Genomic DNA, 18,160 nt, shown 5'->3' on the forward strand with positions numbered 1-18,160 from the left:
GGATTATGTTTGGGGGTTTGAAGTTTGAAGAAACAAATAGCGGTATTACGCGGTGATGGAATAGGAAAAGAAGTGACAGATGCAGCGATTGCTGTTTTGGAGACAATTGGACGCCGCTTTGATCATGAATTTGAGTGGAAGCATGGTCTTATTGGTGGAGGAGCGATTGATGAAACAGGTCAACCTTTACCAGATGAAACAATTCAACTTTGTGAACAAAGTGATGCGATTTTGCTAGGAGCCGTGGGGGGACCAAAATGGGATCAAAATCCATCCCATTTGCGGCCAGAAAAAGGCCTTCTGCAAATTCGAAAGCATTTTGAATTAAGTGTCAATCTCCGTCCTGTTAAGGCTTATCAAAGTTTACTAGCAGTCTCTCCATTAAAGGAAGATGTCGCCAAAGACGTAGATATGGTGATTGTTCGAGAACTTACGGGTGGCCTTTATTTCGGGGAACCAAGCCATCATGATGACAAAAATGCGGTAGATACATTGCTATATAGCCGCGAAGAAATTGAACGTGTTGTCGTGCATGCCTTTGAATTAGCAAAACAACGACGAGGAAAGTTGAATTCGGTAGATAAAGCTAATGTGCTTGAATCTAGTAAACTATGGCGAAAAGTTGTAGAAGATGTGGCAAAAAGATACCCAGAAGTAGAATATGAGCATACGATTGTGGATGCTGCGGCGATGAAATTAATTACGTATCCGTCTACCTTTGATGTGATCGTAACGGAAAATATGTTTGGAGATATTTTAAGTGATGAAGCATCTGTTATTACAGGTTCGCTTGGAATGTTGCCATCAGCAAGTCTGCGGGTCGATGGTTTTGGACTTTATGAACCTGTACACGGATCTGCACCTGATATCGCTGGGCAAAATATCGCCAATCCAGTAGGTGCTATATTATCTGCAGCAATGATGTTACGTAGCTCATTTGGTCTCTTCGAAGAAGCTGATGCGATTGAAGCTGCTGTGCAAAAGATCCTTGAGGCTGGTTATTGCACAAGTGAATTTAAGAATATTGGAAGAGAAGTATTGTCGACAACAGATATGACGGAAAAGATTGTGAATGAACTTGAAGGGTGAGGTGAAGAAATTGGGCAAGACCATTATTGAGAAAATTTGGGAGAAACATGTTGTTCATCGAGAAGAGGGGAAGCCTGATTTACTCTATATTGATCTTCATCTTGTGCATGAAGTTACTTCTCCCCAAGCCTTTGAGGGCCTTCGCTTGAATGGACGTAAAGTGAGAAGACCTGATTTGACCTATGCGACCATGGACCATAATGTGCCAACACGCTTAAATGAAGCCGTGTCAGATCCTATTTCGAAAAAACAAATGACAACACTTGAAAGAAACTGTGCGGATTTCGGTGTACCCTTAGCAGGGATGGGACATCCAGACCAAGGAATTGTCCATGTAATCGGTCCTCAGCTTGGTTTAACCCAACCCGGAAAAACGATTGTTTGTGGTGATAGTCATACTTCGACTCACGGTGCTTTTGGTGCTCTCGCTTTTGGGATTGGTACAAGTGAAGTGGAACATGTGCTTTCTACGCAAACACTGTGGCAACAAAAGCCAAAAACAATGCAGGTAAAGGTGAATGGTGAACTTGGCATTGGCGTAACATCGAAAGATTTGATCTTGGCTATTATTGCTAAATATGGTGTGAATATCGGAACCGGTCATATTTTTGAATATACTGGTGAAGCCATTCGTAATCTGACAATGGAACAACGGATGACAGTGTGTAATATGTCAATTGAAGCAGGGGCTAAGGCAGGTTTAATTAGCCCAGATGAAACAACTTTTGCCTATTTAGAGGGAAGAGAACATGTTCCAAGTGGGGAAAAGTTCGAAGAATTAAAACGCGAATGGCGTAGCCTTGCTACAGATGATGATGCTGTATATGATGCTGTGATTGAAATCGATGCGTCTGAAATAGAACCATTCGTTACTTGGGGAACAAATCCTTCCATGGGTGTAGGCATTTCTAGTCAGGTACCAAAGCCAGAAGAGGCTAAAAGCGATTCAGAGAAAGCTGAAATTGAGCAAGCACTTGAGTACATGGGTCTGCAAGGTGGAACAAAAATTGAGGATATTGAAATTCAATATGTATTTATTGGGTCCTGTACAAACTCTCGAATTGAAGATTTACGGGCTGCTTCCAAGGTCATTGCTGGTAAAAAGGTAAAAGATGGGGTTAATGCGATTGTTGTTCCAGGTTCGCGAACAGTAAAATTACAGGCTGAGCAGGAAGGATTAGATAAAGTCTTCCTTGATGCAGGCTTTGAATGGCGCGAATCAGGTTGCAGTATGTGCCTGGCAATGAATGCGGACCAAGTTCCAGCAGGAAAACGCTGTGCTTCCACTTCGAACCGTAACTTTGAAGGACGCCAAGGAAATGGCTCTCGTACACATCTTGTAAGCCCAGCAATGGCAGCAGCGGCAGCAATTGCCGGTCATTTTGTTGATGTGCGTAACTTCACAAAAGAGGGGGCGACAGCATGAAGCCGATTAAAGAAGTAACTAGTGTCCTAGCGCCACTTGAACGTTCTAATGTCGATACAGACCAAATTATTCCGAAACAATTTTTAAAACGGATTGAACGAACTGGTTTTGGCAAATATTTATTTTATCACTGGCGATTCCATGATGATGGAACTGAAAAAGCTGAGTTTATTTTAAATAAACCAGAATATCAAGGGACAGAAATCCTTGTTGCTCGTGAGAACTTTGGCTGTGGCTCCTCTCGTGAGCATGCACCGTGGGCACTTGGAGACTATGGGTTCCGAGTCGTTATCGCTACAAGTTTTGCTGACATCTTTTACAATAACTGCCTGAAAAATGGTATTTTAGCAGTCCAATTATCAGCGGATCAGATTGAGGAATTATTAGCGGCAGGCAAAGAAAAGTCTTTGACAGTGACCGTTTCTCTAGAGGATGAAACAATCACAACCGCTGATGGTGTTGTCTATTCCTTTACAACGGATCCCTACCGTCGGGAAATGCTATTAAATGGTTGGGATGAAATTGCTTTGACTTTACAATTGGAAGACGAAATTGCGAAGTATGAAAATGCCCAGGCTTAATAGTAATCTTGCAAAAACGACTTATTTAGGAGAACACCTAGGTAAGTCGTTTTTATAATGGTTAAAAAGTAATGATGCTTGTCAGCTCATGAAAAGTCGTTTAACCGGTAAACGAATATTTATTTCCTTTAAATATATGCCTTCCAATTCTTTATAATAAACAGTCCCCATAATGGAATATTAAAGCGTTTCACCCATTCATATACCATCCTCTTTCATAAGATGTTTTTAAAAAATGATTATGCTACATTAATTATATAAAGATAATAAGTTTTTTATAGGAGAGGTAGGTATGAAACGGACAGCAATCATTTATACTTTACTGCTTGCTTCCTTCGTATTTGTATTTGCTTTTGCAATTTACTTTTATAATCAGGTACAGAGTTATGATGCGAAAATAAAAAAGAATGCTGATACTAGTTCACCGTCAGCCTACCATTTTGCCTTAATTGGTGAGGAAATGGATCATGTTTATTGGCGATTAGTAGGAGAAGGAGCAATAGAGAAAGAAGGAGAGTATGATGTATTTGTAGAATATGAAGGGCCGAAGCGTTCTAATCCTGAAGAGCAATTAAAGCTTTTAGATATGGCGGTTAAGTCGAAGGTAGATGGGATCATCGTCCAAGCGCTCAATGACAAGTTTACTCCTCTTATTAATCAGGCTGTGGATCAGGGAATTCCGGTTATGACAGTGGATACAGATGCACCGGAAAGCAGAAGAGTTGCCTATATTGGAACCGATAACTATGAGGCTGGGAGGTTAGCAGGAGAGACATTGGTAAAGGATACGAAGGGAAAAGCAACCGTAGGAATTATTACGGGACGATTTGCAAATGCCCATCATCAGCTTCGAATTGAAGGTTTCAAAGATGTGTTGAAACAGACAGATGGAATTGAAATTGTTGCGGTGGAAGAATCTAATATTGATAGAATTGGAGCAGAAGAACAAGCTTATAAGATGTTGCGGGAGCATCCAGACATTACCGCTTTTTATGGGACAAGTACTTTAGATGGGGGCGGTATTACAGCTGCCGCGGAAAAATTAAACCGTCTTGATGACTTGTATGTCATTACGTTCGATTTGTCAGATGAAAATGCACAGTTACTACAAAACGGGGCAATTGATGCACTTGTCGAACAGCAACCATATCAAATGGGGAGTCGCAGTGTAGAGATCATGATGGATATTATCAAAGGGAAGCCGGTTGAGGAAATACATCATACCGATGCTACGATTATTCGGAAACCTGACCTCCTATATCAGAAAAGCCAAGCAGGTGAAACATCATGATCAAAATTCGGACGAAGCTTATTCTGTATTTTGCTGTTGTTCTTCTATTAATTTTGCTTATTTTTTTTGTAGGAGAGAAAAATAGCCAGAAAGTAACAGAACTCCATAATGATAGTTTGGATCATCTTTTCTTATTAAACGAGATGACAAAAGTAGCGAATGATACATTTCAATCCTTGCAAATATATGTACAGGAACCGCTTCCTGATAATTTACTTTATTATGAGGACGATAAGCAGAAACTCCTTCAGTTACAGGAAGAGTTTGCGGCTACGGAGGTAAAGCACATTCCCCGTGAAAATTATTTAAACATGATGATTAGCTTTCTTGAATTGGCGGACCAAACAGTTGATAGCGTGCAGAAGCAAGATATTGAACAGTATTCCACTTCATTGAATGAAGCTGAGAAAACTTCTCGTTATATTCATGAAAAGACATTAGATTTAATTAATACAGAGCTAACTGAATATCAAGAACTCTTTTCACTTACTAATGGGAAAATTAAAAGTAGCCGTAATTTAGGCTCCTCCATTCTGGTTGCAATCATTATTTTAAGTATTCTTTTTGCTCTTTGGTTTTCAAATGGAATTACGAGTACGATTAGTCGGCTCACAAGGGCAGCTCAGGAAATTTCAGCAGGAAGATATTCTGGAGAGGATATTGTCGTTCCGAGAAAGGATGAACTTTGGTTCCTTACTAAAACCTTCAATCAGATGAAAAAGAATATTATGCATTCTGTCAAAGAGATACAAGAAAAGGCAAGGCTTGCCCAGCTGTTAAAAGAAATGGAGCTGAAAAGCCTGCAGAATCAGATTAATCCACATTTTCTATTCAATACATTAAATACAATTTCCAAAATGTCCTATATAGAAGGTGCTGAGCGAACAAGTGATTTAATATCATCTGTATCCACTTTGCTCCGTTATAATATCGGTAATCTGGAACGAGAGACTAGCTTAAGGGATGAAGTGAAAATTGTGAACGAATACTTTTTTATCCAGAAAACACGTTTTGGTGATCGGGTAGAATTTTATCAGAACATTGATCCAGATTGCTTATCAGCTCCACTACCATGCTTAACCCTCCAACCGATAATCGAAAATGCCTTTGTCCATGGTATTGAAGATATGGCTGAGGGAGCGAAGATCGAACTAAATATCTACCAAAAGGACAAGAAGGTATGTATTGAAATAATAGACAATGGAAAAGGCATGGACCAACAGACAATTGAAAGATTAATGGATACAAAGATTGAAGATGAAACATCCTCAAGAAAAAGTTCTGGGCATTCAACTGGGATCGGAATGCGTAATGTGATGAGTCGACTTAAACTGTTTGATAAAGGCAGTAACTTAAGTATTTCTTCTCAGCTAGGGAAAGGGACAACTGTGAGCGTTTATTTATCGACGGATTAGAAGTGAAAAGGGGGGAACCAATTTGGTAAAAGTGATGTTTGTTGATGATGAATCTATTGAGAGGGAAGGACTCAGGCTAATGTTGGAACGGAATCGTGAAGAGGTAGAAGTAGTAGCAGAGGCCCAAAATGGAAAGCAAGCGATTGAGCTTGCTCTGTCCCATAAACCTGATCTAATTTTTATGGATATAAAAATGCCAGAAATAGATGGTCTTGAAGCCGTGAAACAGATACTGGTAGAGCTGCCGAATACAAAATGTGTGATGGTATCTGCTTTTGACACATTTGATTACGCACGAGAAGCGATGAAGTTCGGCATAAAGGAATATTTGTTAAAACCAAGTAAAGTAGCGGAAGTCTTGGAAGCATACGATCGGATGGTAGCAGAATTGGAAAGTGAAAGACAGAAGGAGGCTGAAAAAACGGAGATCAATTACCGCTTGGAAAGAGCTAGTTCTTTAGTTGAGGCAGAATTTATCGTTTCCTTAATGATGGATCATGTGTATGAATTTAGTGTAGATGAATGGCGAGATTGGTTAGATCTAGAAAAAAGACAAGGTTTTGTTGCAGTATTTTCGTTTGAGTCGACTCATTTGCATCCAGGACGAGATAATAAAAGTGAATGGTATCGTATTTTAAAAAAGGCTCTGCAAGAAGAGCACCCTCATTGTTTAGTTGGCCCATTAACGGGCTTTCAAGTTCCAGCGTTTATGTTTCATGAAGTTATAGAAGGAGCTGCGAGCATAAGAGAAGATTTTGCTCGTTCGATCATTCGGCGTGTTCAACAACAATTGCAGGATTGTCGCCTTCTTTCTGGAGTAGGAATGGTTGTATCAGATGTAAATGATTTTTCCAAATCATATGAAGAAGCGATTTTTGCCTTGGAATTTGTACATGATCATCCGGGAGCTTCCTATATGGTATTCACAAGCCAATTGAAACAAAAGCGAAGAGAACTTATTCCGTTTGAGGTTGAAAAGGAGCTAGTAGATGCGGTGAAAAAGGGAGACATTCAGCATGGATTGCAAATGTTCGATACTTATTACAAATTAATTCTCCAAGCTGCAGATTACCAGTTAGCTACTGTAAAAAAAGCCTTGGGAAATTTCTTTATTGTGCTAACAAGGTCTATGAAAGAGCTCGGTTTTGAAGATGATGTGCAGATGAGTTTTGCACAATTAGATACATCAACACAAATAAAAGCAACTGCCAAAGCTTATTTATCGACAATTATAGAACAAATAGGAGAATGGCGGGCAAATGGAATAGAAGGATTACTTATTCAAGCGAAAGATTATATTGATTGCTATTATCACAAATCAATTTCTTTAGAGGAAGTGGCTGAGCAGATTGGTTTAAGCTCTTATTATTTAAGTAAGCTATTCAAAGAACAATATCAGGTCACTTTCATTGAATACTTAACACAAGTTCGTTTAGAAAAGGCAAAAAACTTTTTATTGGAAGGCACGCTCCCATTAAAGGAAATTGCCTTAACCATTGGTTATAAAGATCCCAATTATTTCAGTCGTGTGTTTAAGAAGGAGACGGGGTTAAGTCCCCGCGAATATAGAAATAATTATGTGAAATAACAGGTATAAATCGTGATGATTTGTACCTGTTATTTTTTTACGAAATTCATCAATTTGGGTGGATTAATATGAATTCTACTTTAGTTAATTTGGAATTGCTTTGAAATTTATCAGAAGGATCATTTGTAGAAATAAATAGGCGCTTGCGATTGTCCTTTTGCAAAATCACTTTTGCAAGATTGTCTAGGTTTTAACAAGAAAGTGAAGGTGAAAGTGCTATCACGGATATGAAAGCGTGATAAATTGTAATGAAAGCAATATTTAAAGGGCTTTCAGTGATTGCTATAAGAAACATGACATATAGGAGTTGTCAGGGATCATATGTAATCGCAAGCTCCTTTGTGGGATATAGCAGTATGCGCTTCCCACTATTTATTAATTTACACAACTATGCTGATACATAAATAAGGAGGATCAACATGTTAGAGAAACGTTCGATGTGGTATGTGATTCTAATCGCCGCCTCAGCAGGTGTGGCGGGGCTGTTATACGGTTTCGACACCGCCGTTATTTCCGGTGCAATTGGTTATTTGCAAGACTTATATGATTTGAGCCCTGCTATGGAAGGATGGGTCATTTCCTGCGTAATGGTTGGTGGAGTGATTGGTGTCGCTATGTCCGGATTTTTAAGTGATCGATATGGCCGTAAAAATATTATGATTGTTTCTGCTGTTCTATTTATCATCTCTGCCATAGCCTCTGCTTTTGCTACAAGTGTAACAATGCTTGTTTGGGCAAGAATTATTGGTGGATTTGGTATCGGCTTTGCATCCGCTTTATCGGTAACATATATTAGTGAGTGTGCACCACCAGCAATTAGAGGAAGACTCGGTTCACTTTATCAATTGTTTACCATTTTTGGGATTTGTGCTACCTTCTATATTAACTATGGGGTTGCCAATAGTGGTTCTTATGAATGGGGAATGGAAGTCGGCTGGCGTTGGATGCTTGGTTATGGCGTAATTCCAGGAATTATCTTTTTAATTCTGTTAGTCTTTGTTCCGGAAAGTCCAAGATACTTAATTCAAAAAGGTAGAGATTCAGAAGCATTCAAAACACTTAGCCGGATCAATGGTGATGAAATAGCCAAAAAAGAAACTCAAGAAATTAAAATTTCAATTGAAACAGAAAAGAATACATCTGTAAAGCAATTATTGAAGCCGGGACTTCGTATGGCAATGGGAGTTGGAATCTTTCTTGCCTTATTTAATCAGGTTATCGGGATGAACGCTGTCACATACTATGGACCAGATATTTTCCGCAGAGTAGGTTTTGAAAATAATACGGAATTTTTAGCAACAAGTATTATTGGAAGCGTACAGGTAGTCTTTACAATTATAGCAATTCTTTTAATTGATCGATTGGGAAGAAAGAAACTTATGGCAATTGGTTCGAGCTTAATGGCGATCTTCATGGTATTGATTGGAAGCGTGTTTTTCTTTGAACCTACGAATAGTGGTCCATTACTAGTTATCTTTATTGCTGGATTTACTGCTTCATTCTGTATCTCCATGGGACCGATTCCTTGGATTATGATCCCAGAGATTTTCCCAAATCATATTCGGGGAAAAGCTGTTGGGATTGCGACAATGTTCCTTTGGGGAGCAAACTGGGCCATTGGCCAATTCACTCCAATGTTGATTAATAACATGGGTGGAGCTTTTACATTCTGGATATTCGCTGTTATTAACGTAATTTGCTTCGTATTTGTGATGACAATTGTGCCAGAGACGAAAAATAAGTCACTTGAGGAAATTGCGGAACTATGGAAACCGAAAAATAAAAATGGGAAGTTAAGTGATGAGTTCCAGACAGATTTGGCTGCAGACTCACGCGGATGATCTCCTGCTTCAATAAAGAATATCAATTAAAAACGACTTACATCATGTAGGTCGTTTTTTTATGTATTGCCCTTTATAGTAGAGAAGGTGAAAAACAATTTCTAAATAAAATGAACTTTCCTATATCGTACAGACTCTAATAAATAGAGAGGTGAAGAGATGGATGTTAGTCGACTAGTGAAAAGAGCAAAGAGAGGGAATAAGGATGCGTTAGTCCTACTTGTTATGGTTGAAAAAGATGCCTATTACCGTTTGGCCCTGACATATACAGGCAATCAGCATGATGCGCTAGAGGCCATGGATGAAATGATCGTGAAAGTATATGAAAATATTAATCAATTAAAAATAAATGAGGCTTTTTTTAGTTGGAGTAAAACCATTTTGGTGAATGCTTGTAAGGCGATCGTCCGAAAACGAAAGCGACTTGTACTAGCTGATGATGTGGTTACAGTAAGTGGGGTGGAGGAAAATCAGCTCTCCACGAAAGACGATTATGAACGTTCAGAACAACTTATGGTTATAGAAAAGTTATTAGAATATATCAATGATCAGCAAAAGGAAGCTATTCAACTAAAGTATTTTCATGATCTTGATTACCAAACCATCGCTGAGATGACAAATGTCTCGGTCGGAACGGTAAAATCCCGGGTCTTTAATGGATTAAGAAAATTAAGGGAGCATTATGGAGGTGAAGAGATTGAATAAGATTGAACAGCAATTAGAACAGGGGAAAGAGCAGTTAGCATCAGTGGTCACTCCTGAGGAATTAGAAAATCGATTGAAAAAAGCGCTAGATAAAACACCTACAAAAAGGCGGAAATCTCGAATTTGGATCATGGCTGCTGCGCTCGCCTTCCTAACCCTTTTTGTTGGTTATCATTATAATGCCGTAGCTTACTATGGCAAAAAGTTAATCGGATTTGGTGAGGTGATGACAGGGACGTTACAGGATTTAAATGATCAAGGAATGGGGCAAGTCATTGATCAATCGACCGATCTAGCAGAGGGGAATCGTTTATATGTGGATGGCATAATGGCCGATGAGAACCAACTAATTTTATATTATACAATTAAAAACTCTGATGGGGTTAATGGGCAAAATCTTCCGTATTCGCTTAGTCTTAGCGGCTTTTTGACGAACTCACAGGCTGTAGCGGGGACTGCCTCACTGGATGATACGCAAACGGAGCTAAAAGGTATCCAGACCTTTGAACCTGTTAGTGCCTTTTCAAAAAATTTAACATTGCATTTTTTTTATAATCTGGCCAGTGGCGGTCAAATTGAAAGGAGCATAACCTTCCCTTATAATCCGAATGAAGCTTTCCATACGAGAATGAAACAATCCTTGAAGAAGACGATCAAGGTAGATAAGGGAAAGGTCAAATTCACTTCAATTATTGCGACACCAACAATGACAACGATCAAAGGAACCTTGAAGGTGGAAAATTTTGATAGGGTTCCACATGCATTGTCTGGAATTGAATTAAAGGCCAATAGCCAGCTTCTTGAACAACTTGGCAGTGGGAGTACTTCTAGTCTAAAGGGGACTGAGTTTGAGTTACATTACGATCCCCTACCTGATCAACTTGACTCTTTACAGCTCATCATGAAGGAATTTGTTGGTTATAAGATATTAAATGAAAAAGTTACACTCACTAATATTGGAGAAGGACCGATTGAGTTTGGTGGGGAAAAACTATATATCAAACATATTGACGTAAAAAATTGTATAGAAGTGACGATTGCTACTACAGAAGATGTCATGCTTGATGGTGTATCCATAGGAAATGGTGAAGAGGTGACCCCATTAGAAACAACGGTCAACCAAAAAGAGAGCAAACAAGCAAATGGAGAGATTTTGAAAGAAAGGACACTAGTATTTGAAACACGGACTCAGCCAGATTATATAATCATTGAAGGGCTGCATTATATGAAAGAATACAAAGAGAAAATAGATATTCCGATTAAAAAATAAAAAGAGCGTGCCTTATTTACATAGGCATGCTCTCTAGATTTAAACTGCTGTTTTTCGGATTATTAGAAAAGAAGCGGTCATGTAAAAAAGTGTAAGCGGAATGAACCAAATGCTAAGTTGGAAAGCTGTATGTTGCACGAACCACTGGAACAAATCCATCCATACTTCAAAATAAGTGATTAATAGAACAGCTAGAGTGATGGAAAAAAGAAATGCTAGACCAAGAATGAGCAGCCCTTTAAGCGTATACCGCTTTGCGAAAATAGAAATCAAGAGGCCTAGGAAAAAGAAATTCGCGAAACCCATAAAATAAACAATGAATTGCTTGAAGATATTCCCATCATTGAGATAAGGAAAATGGAAAAAGATAAGTTGATTCCCCCATCCATTTGTCCAATTTTCTATCAATGCAAGGAAAACGAAAATGATAGTGAAAAGTAGACTAGAGCGTAATCCCATAATAGCCATGCTCATCCAATAATCCGTTCTCCGTACCGACATGCCCATTGCATAAGCGAAGGTTTGGCTAAAACCGGTAACTCCCATGACAAACATATAGACGAAAATGTAGCTGAACCCTGTGATCATTATTTTATCATCACCCGGAATAAAGACTGCTATAGTCAAACCAAATAGAAAGCTTACAAATAAAATAATGAAGGCAATATAGAGCCATGTCCATTTGTCTTGGTTGTGAATTTTCAAGGCCCGTTGAATACTCATGAAGACAACATCCCTTCAGTTTTTGACTTTGTTAAATAAACTATAAGCTGTTGCAAAGAGACCGGTGAGACCCCAAGTCCCCACTGTTTAGCAGCAGATTGCTCATTAGAGTTTTCATCGCCAATTAATGTAGCTGTCATCGTACCACCCATTCTTTCCTCTTGGATGACTTCTTTTCCTTTTACAAATGACGTAACTTGAGCGGCCAAACCTGTCACCGTATAGGCAAGCCCACGTAACTCCTCAGAATCTCGGTCAATGATAATATTCCCGCGATCTATAACGATCACATGCTCCAATAAGTTACTGACCTCATCAATTAGATGGGTAGATAGAATGATCGTACGAGGATGATTTCCGAAATCTGTAATTAATTGATCATAAAATATTTTTCTCGCAACCGCATCCAGTCCGAGATAAGGCTCATCAAAAATAGTGAGCGGTGCTCGACTTGCCAGCCCGACAATAATTCCAACTGCTGAATGCATACCGCGTGATAATTTCTTAACTCTTTTTTTAAGAGGTAGATCAAACTCTTTTACGAGCTTCAATGCATACTCTTGATCCCAATTTTTAAACAGAGAGGCTGAAACTTCCAATACATCACGAACCCGATAATTATCCGGATACTTCTGACTTTCTTTAATAAAGCAAATTTTTTCTAAGACTTGCTGATTTTCATAAGGATGTTCACCAAACACTCTTAGCACACCATCTGTTGAAAAGATCTGAGCTGTGATCAACTTCATTAATGTTGTTTTCCCAGCTCCATTTCTTCCAAGTAGTCCATATATTTTATCCTCTTTGATTGAAAGATTGATATCATTGATGACCTTGCTATCATCATCATATGTCATTGAAAGCTGTTGGATATCAATAATTTTAGTCATGCTTTCTCCCCCCTCTTTGTACCATCTCTGTTAGCTGGTCAATCGTCATACCTAACTTCTTTGCTTCTTGAATCATCGTTAAGACATACTGTTCGTAAAATTGTTCCTTACGTTTCTCTAATACTTTTGTGCGTGCTCCTTCTGTCACAAACATGCCAATCCCTCGCTTTTTATATAAAATCCCTTCATCTACTAACAAATTCACACCTTTAGCGGCCGTAGCTGGATTGATTTTGTAAAATGAGGCAAATTGATTCGTGGAAGGAACTTGCTGCTCCTCTAAAAGAGAACCTTCTATTATGTCATCCTCGATTCGTTCGGCGATTTGCTGGAAAATAGGCCGTCCATCGTCAATTAAATGTGTCACAACTTCACCACCATATCGGTTAGTTACTTATGTAATTAACCATACAACACTCTTGAAACGGTGTCAATATAATTTGTAAAAAATGGGCAGAGGGCAATACATAGATGCAATGGCTAATAAAAGAGGGACAAATGCTAGGAATATCGCAAAGGCTAATAGAAATGCCCTAACGGCTAATAGGAATATCACAATGGCTAATAGACTAGTTGCAATGGCTAATAGATCAGTATAAAGCCTAAAAAAAGATGGGGGATCACTCGTAATCTGTCATTCACACTGCGTTCATATTGGATTTTTACAATCGAGCTATAAAGAAAAGAGTAGGAGATGAGTTAAAATGCTTCGTCCATTTCGCAAGATTGTCCAGTTTTCGAGTAGTTCCAAGGGTGCGAAAATCACTCTGATTGTTTGGCTCGTCGTGGTTGCAATCTTGAGTGCCGTCGCGCCAGGGGCCAAAGAGAATGCAGTGAGTAGTCAGGAAGCAAGTGTGAGGGAGAATCAGCCTTCTGAAATTGCCGAGCAAATCATGGAAGAACACTTCCCGTCAGATGATGGGTTGCCGGCTTTACTTGTGTTTCATCGGGAGGGAAAAATTACAGATCGGGACCGAGAAAAGCTAACAGAATTAAGTGAATGGTTAGCATCTGATGAGCGGCCCAATTATATTTCAAGTGCGTTACCGTATCATCAATTTCCAAGAGAAATTCAGAATCAGATGTTTTCTGAGGATGAATCGACTCTATTATTCAATATTTCCATTCAACCGGAATCAGATTCCGATCAAACTTTAGCAGCACTGGATAAAATTCGCGATAAGGTTAAAGAAATTGGCTTGGATGGATTACAATTTGAAATTACGGGGCCAGCGGGAATTTCCGCGGATACGATTTCTCTATTCAGAAATGCCGATTTTGTTTTAATGTTAGCCACGGTTGTGTTGATTTTTATTCTTTTAATCTTGATTTATCGCTCACCGTTATTAGCGTTAACGCCGCTTGTGATTGCAGGCATTGTCTATGGTGTAGTTGATCGAATCCTAGGTCTTGCCGGAAAAAATGGTTGGTTTACTGTCGACAGTTCAGCCATTTCGATCATGCTTGTCTTATTATTCGCTGTACTCACTGATTATAGTTTGTTCGTTTTCTCGAGATATCGTGAGGAACTGAAAAGGCAAGAATCAAAGTATGATGCGATGGGTGAAGCAATCTATCATATTTCAGAACCGATTGTCTTTAGCGGAGGCACCGTATTTCTAGCGATGCTTACACTGTTTACAACGATCTTCCAACCGTATAATCATTTTGCTCCAGTTTTCTCCGTTGCTGTGATCGTGATTTTAATCGCTGGTTTAACTCTAATTCCAAGTATTTTCGCTTTAATGGGGAGGAAAGCTTTCTGGCCATTTGTACCAACAGTGGAGAAAAGAGAAAGCAAGAAGGAAGGTCTATGGTCTAAAATAAGTCAGCTAGTGAAAAAGCGTCCAGCTATAATGGGAGGAATATTGCTGATAATTTTATTAATAGGCGCCTTCAATGCTACTTCGATGAAGTTTTCTTTTAACTTATTAAAATCTTTTCCAGATGACATGCCTTCTCGACAAGGATTCGAATTATTGGAAGACCATTACCCTGCTGGAGAATTAGCACCAGTTACGGTTATTTTAAAAGCAGCATCAGACATCGAGGTGAATGATGACTGGATAAAGCAAGTGAATGAATTAACAGATCAATTACAGCAACAGGAGGGAGTAGAATCAGTTTCTCCAAGTTTGACAGCGGAAATGGCCCAGGACCCAGCCAACTTACCACGGAATTTCTTGGCAGATTCCCAGCAAGTGATCAAGTTTCAGCTTATATTAGCAGAAAATCCATACAGTGTTGAGGCTTTAGACACGATTCAAGATTTGCGTGATTCAAGCGGGAAAATCCTTAAAGACAGTGGATTCTCACCGAGTGATGTGGAACTACATTATGCTGGACAAACAGCCAAGCAATTAGATGTGCGCACAATGAATCAAAGAGATATGATCGTATTATTTTCACTCGTAACAATATTACTAACGGTGATTCTCGGTTTTCAAACGAAATCTGTTCTAATGCCGATTCTGATGATGGGAACGATTCTATTATCCTATTTTGCATCCCTTGGTTTTAGTTGGTGGATTTTCAAATATGGATTGGGGTATGAGGCCATAAGCTATCGATTACCAGTGTATACTTTTGTCTTTATGGTTGCACTCGGAATTGATTATAATATTATGCTCGTTTCCCGAATTCGCGAAGAAGCGTTACAACTTCCATGGAAAGAGGCAGTGGCTAAGGGAGTATCTGTAACGGGTGGGGTTATCTCTTCCGCTGGTTTAATCCTAGCTGCCACCTTTGCCGTCCTTATGACCCAGCCTCTACAGGAACTATTTTTATTTGGGTTCACGATGGCACTAGGAATTCTCTTGGATACTTTCTTAATTAGAGGCATTTTCTTACCATCTATTTTGATTCTAACTCATGGTAAAGATAAAAAAATTTCCGGCGATTGAACCCTAGGCAGAGTGTTGTTAAGCACTCTGTCTGTTTCTATCTGTTAATTGTCCTCAATCACTTTAGAAAAATAGCCATCATTTTGTTTCAAGAAGAAATTACGGTACAGTTATAGAAAAAGGGGTGGTGTGATGCAAACTCGAATGCTAATCGTGGATGATGATCCTCATATTCGTGAACTTTTACGTTTTTATTTGCAAAGAGAACGTTTTGAAGTATTGGCAGCCGAAGATGGAGAGGCGGCTTCTCAATTGCTTGAACAGGAGCAAGTTCATTTAGCCATTGTAGATGTAATGATGCCTGGAAAAAATGGTTGGGAATTATGTGAGGAAATTCGCCAATTTTACGATATTCCCGTTATTTTATTAACAGCTAGAGGAGAAATGGAAGATAAAGCGAAAGGCTTTTTATCGGGCACAGATGATTATGTTGTAAAGCCCTTTGAGCCAGAAGAATTATTGTTCCGCATTCGTGCGTTGCTGAGGCGCTATCAAATGGTTTCGGATAATATTATCACCTTAAATAAGACAGTGATTGATCGAAATAAATACGAAGTCAAAGTCGGTGAAAAGCATTTGGAATTACCTCTAAAAGAATTTCAACTTTTGGCCCAGCTTGCCAGCCAGCCGGATCGTATCTATACCCGAGAACAATTATTGGATTTAGTCTGGGGACAGGACTTTGTAGGGGATTATCGGACAATTGATGTTCATATTAAGCGTCTGCGCGAACGTTTTCGTGGTCTTACGGATGATTTTAAAATCGTCACCATTCGCGGACTCGGTTATAAGTTAGAGGCAAGAGAGAAATGAAAACTTTATATGTTCGGATCGTTCTTACCTTTGCCCTTATTGCCCTAATCAGTGGTGTGATTGCCTTTTTATTTTCAAATCTCTATTATCAAATTAAGTTAAAAGATTATAACGAAGAAAAAATTTTAGAAGTAGCACAGGAAATTAGCTTTTTATATGAGCATTCAGATGACAACATGCCTGTGGATGAGTATTTAAATCGGATCGCCAATATGAACTTTCAGCTGTACTTGGTGAATCAAGACATGGAGGGCTTTCGGTTTGGAGATGAATTCCGCAGTTATGCATTAGATGGAGCTATAATTCAATCAGTATTAAATGGCGAGACGTATCATGGAATTTCCGAATTCCAAAGCAGTCTATTTGTGACGGGGTTTTTCAAAGATGATATAAAAAATAGTATCGGCATACCAATAAAAGTGGATGGGAAAATTCAAGCCTTATTTGTGCGCCCTAATGTGGAAAAGCAATTCGGAGAAATGCGAATCGTCTTTAGTATCCTTTTAGGTCTTACTTTTTTAATTAGTTTAGCTTTGATTGCCATTTTTGCGGGTTTTCTTGTCCGGCCTATAAAAAAGCTGACGAAGGCGACAAAAAGAATTGCGGGTGGACATTATGATATTCAGCTTGATCGCAATCGAAGAGATGAGATTGGCGACCTTGCACGTGATTTTGAGCGAATGGCGATATCTTTGAAAAAGCTAGACGATATGCGGCAAGAATTTGTTTCCAATGTTTCTCATGAAATTCAGTCTCCTTTAACATCGATCCGTGGTTTTACAAAAGCGATCCGCACTAAATCGGTATCTGCTGAACAGGCTGATCAATATTTAGAAATTATAGAAAAGGAGAGTGGGCGACTGTCTTCATTAAGCAAGCAACTTTTGATGCTATCTTCGCTTGATAAAGAAGCAAAAGTGCTTCATAAAGAGTCATTTCGCTTGGATGAACAAATTCGTGAAATCGTCTTGTTGACTGAGTGGGAATGGAATACGAAAAACCTTAAGCTTGAATTGGATTTACCAGAAATTGTGGTAAAAGCAGATCGACAATTACTCCAACAAGTTTGGACAAATCTTTTAATCAACAGTATCAAATTCACAGCAGAAGCTGGGACTATTTTCATCTCTGCTGCGATTGATGACCAAATCCTAGTCACATTTCGAGATACAGGAACAGGAATACCTGAAGAGGAACTTCCTTATATATTCGATCGATTTTATATGGCAGACAAATCGCGAAATCGAGCCCAAGCCGGTAGCGGTTTAGGACTGTCTGTTGTGAAGAAAATTATTGATCTTCATGAAGGAGAGATAGAAGTGACAAGTAAGCTTGAGGAAGGAACAGAGTTCATAACCCGATTGCCTTGGCGAGAATAAGATCTCCATTAAACGAGAATTTTTAAATGAAAAAGGTAAATCTTTTAATGAGCGTGATTCTAAACTTAGCTATACTCGTATCTTTAGTGGGTATGTCTATATTTGACTGCTCACTTTTTTCATAAATTCATAACTACTAAGAACAAATTATTTATTTAGACCACACAATTTACAATCCTCGGGCTTTTCTCTGTGTTGTTTTATTTTGTTGGGCCAACTGATTATGAAGGGTTCTTAGCAAAATTA

Annotated in this window: 15 protein-coding genes; 12 read left to right on the forward strand and 3 right to left on the reverse strand. The window is 38.9% G+C overall.

The genetic code is table 11. The features are described 5' to 3' along the window. The first annotated feature begins 24 nt into the window (after positions 1 to 24). From leuB to J2Z23_RS04180, 9 genes are all read left to right on the forward strand, one after another. The gene (gene leuB, locus J2Z23_RS04140) at positions 25 to 1,089 is read left to right on the forward strand and encodes a 3-isopropylmalate dehydrogenase (protein WP_064467805.1); all 1,065 of its coding nucleotides are present in this window, start codon (positions 25 to 27) and stop codon (positions 1,087 to 1,089) included. A gap of 10 nt (positions 1,090 to 1,099) precedes the next feature. Beyond that, complete coding sequence (gene leuC / locus J2Z23_RS04145; RefSeq protein ID WP_057988645.1) at positions 1,100 to 2,515, forward strand: 3-isopropylmalate dehydratase large subunit; 1,416 nt, start codon at positions 1,100 to 1,102, stop codon at positions 2,513 to 2,515. Further along, positions 2,512 to 3,096 carry a 3-isopropylmalate dehydratase small subunit gene (gene leuD, locus J2Z23_RS04150; RefSeq protein ID WP_057988400.1) on the forward strand — a complete coding sequence of 195 codons (585 nt, stop codon included), beginning with the start codon at positions 2,512 to 2,514 and terminating at the stop codon, positions 3,094 to 3,096. Before leuC ends, leuD begins: the two co-directional genes overlap by 4 nt. A gap of 292 nt (positions 3,097 to 3,388) precedes the next feature. Further along, positions 3,389 to 4,387, forward strand: coding sequence for a sugar-binding protein (locus J2Z23_RS04155; RefSeq protein WP_209973280.1), 999 nt, complete (start codon positions 3,389 to 3,391; stop codon positions 4,385 to 4,387). Next, positions 4,384 to 5,802, forward strand: coding sequence for a sensor histidine kinase (locus J2Z23_RS04160; protein ID WP_209973282.1), 1,419 nt, complete (start codon positions 4,384 to 4,386; stop codon positions 5,800 to 5,802). Before J2Z23_RS04155 ends, J2Z23_RS04160 begins: the two co-directional genes overlap by 4 nt. Before the next feature lie 31 nt (positions 5,803 to 5,833). Beyond that, positions 5,834 to 7,390 carry a response regulator gene (locus J2Z23_RS04165; RefSeq protein ID WP_338018412.1) on the forward strand — a complete coding sequence of 519 codons (1,557 nt, stop codon included), beginning with the start codon at positions 5,834 to 5,836 and terminating at the stop codon, positions 7,388 to 7,390. 419 nt (positions 7,391 to 7,809) lie between these two features. Next, positions 7,810 to 9,231 (forward strand): sugar porter family MFS transporter, encoded by a 1,422-nt coding sequence (locus tag J2Z23_RS04170; protein ID WP_057988393.1) that lies wholly within the window; start codon positions 7,810 to 7,812, stop codon positions 9,229 to 9,231. A gap of 159 nt (positions 9,232 to 9,390) precedes the next feature. Next, complete coding sequence (locus tag J2Z23_RS04175; RefSeq protein WP_209973286.1) at positions 9,391 to 9,936, forward strand: sigma-70 family RNA polymerase sigma factor; 546 nt, start codon at positions 9,391 to 9,393, stop codon at positions 9,934 to 9,936. Beyond that, on the forward strand, positions 9,929 to 11,206 hold the full coding sequence (locus J2Z23_RS04180) for a DUF4179 domain-containing protein (RefSeq protein WP_209973288.1): 1,278 nt from the start codon (positions 9,929 to 9,931) through the stop codon (positions 11,204 to 11,206). Before J2Z23_RS04175 ends, J2Z23_RS04180 begins: the two co-directional genes overlap by 8 nt. 39 nt (positions 11,207 to 11,245) lie before the next feature. Here the strand turns inward: J2Z23_RS04180 and J2Z23_RS04185 are convergent, their stop codons facing one another. The 3 genes from J2Z23_RS04185 to J2Z23_RS04195 are packed head-to-tail and all read right to left on the reverse strand — an operon-like array spanning position 11,246 to position 13,186. Continuing rightward, a complete protein-coding gene (locus J2Z23_RS04185; protein ID WP_057988387.1) occupies positions 11,246 to 11,929 on the reverse strand; it encodes a hypothetical protein in 684 nt (227 codons plus the stop codon). After that, positions 11,926 to 12,819 carry an ABC transporter ATP-binding protein gene (locus J2Z23_RS04190; RefSeq protein WP_209973290.1) on the reverse strand — a complete coding sequence of 298 codons (894 nt, stop codon included), beginning with the start codon at positions 12,817 to 12,819 and terminating at the stop codon, positions 11,926 to 11,928. The genes J2Z23_RS04185 and J2Z23_RS04190 overlap by 4 nt, the downstream gene beginning before the upstream one ends. Next, entirely contained in the window at positions 12,812 to 13,186 is a 375-nt protein-coding gene (locus J2Z23_RS04195; protein WP_057988383.1) for a GntR family transcriptional regulator, read from the reverse strand. The genes J2Z23_RS04190 and J2Z23_RS04195 overlap by 8 nt, the downstream gene beginning before the upstream one ends. A gap of 337 nt (positions 13,187 to 13,523) precedes the next feature. On the opposite strand from J2Z23_RS04195, the gene J2Z23_RS04200 reads away from it, so the two are divergent. From J2Z23_RS04200 to J2Z23_RS04210, 3 genes are all read left to right on the forward strand, one after another. Next, a complete protein-coding gene (locus J2Z23_RS04200) occupies positions 13,524 to 15,722 on the forward strand; it encodes an MMPL family transporter (protein ID WP_209973292.1) in 2,199 nt (732 codons plus the stop codon). Positions 15,723 to 15,854: 132 nt separating this feature from the next. Continuing rightward, entirely contained in the window at positions 15,855 to 16,535 is a 681-nt protein-coding gene (locus J2Z23_RS04205) for a response regulator transcription factor (protein WP_209973293.1), read from the forward strand. Then, entirely contained in the window at positions 16,532 to 17,914 is a 1,383-nt protein-coding gene (locus J2Z23_RS04210; RefSeq protein ID WP_209973294.1) for a sensor histidine kinase, read from the forward strand. Before J2Z23_RS04205 ends, J2Z23_RS04210 begins: the two co-directional genes overlap by 4 nt. Positions 17,915 to 18,160: the final 246 nt, after the last annotated feature.

Origin of the sequence: Lederbergia galactosidilytica, assembly GCF_017873565.1 — a bacterium.
Classification (GTDB): Bacteria; Bacillota; Bacilli; order Bacillales; family Bacillaceae_C; genus Lederbergia; species Lederbergia galactosidilytica.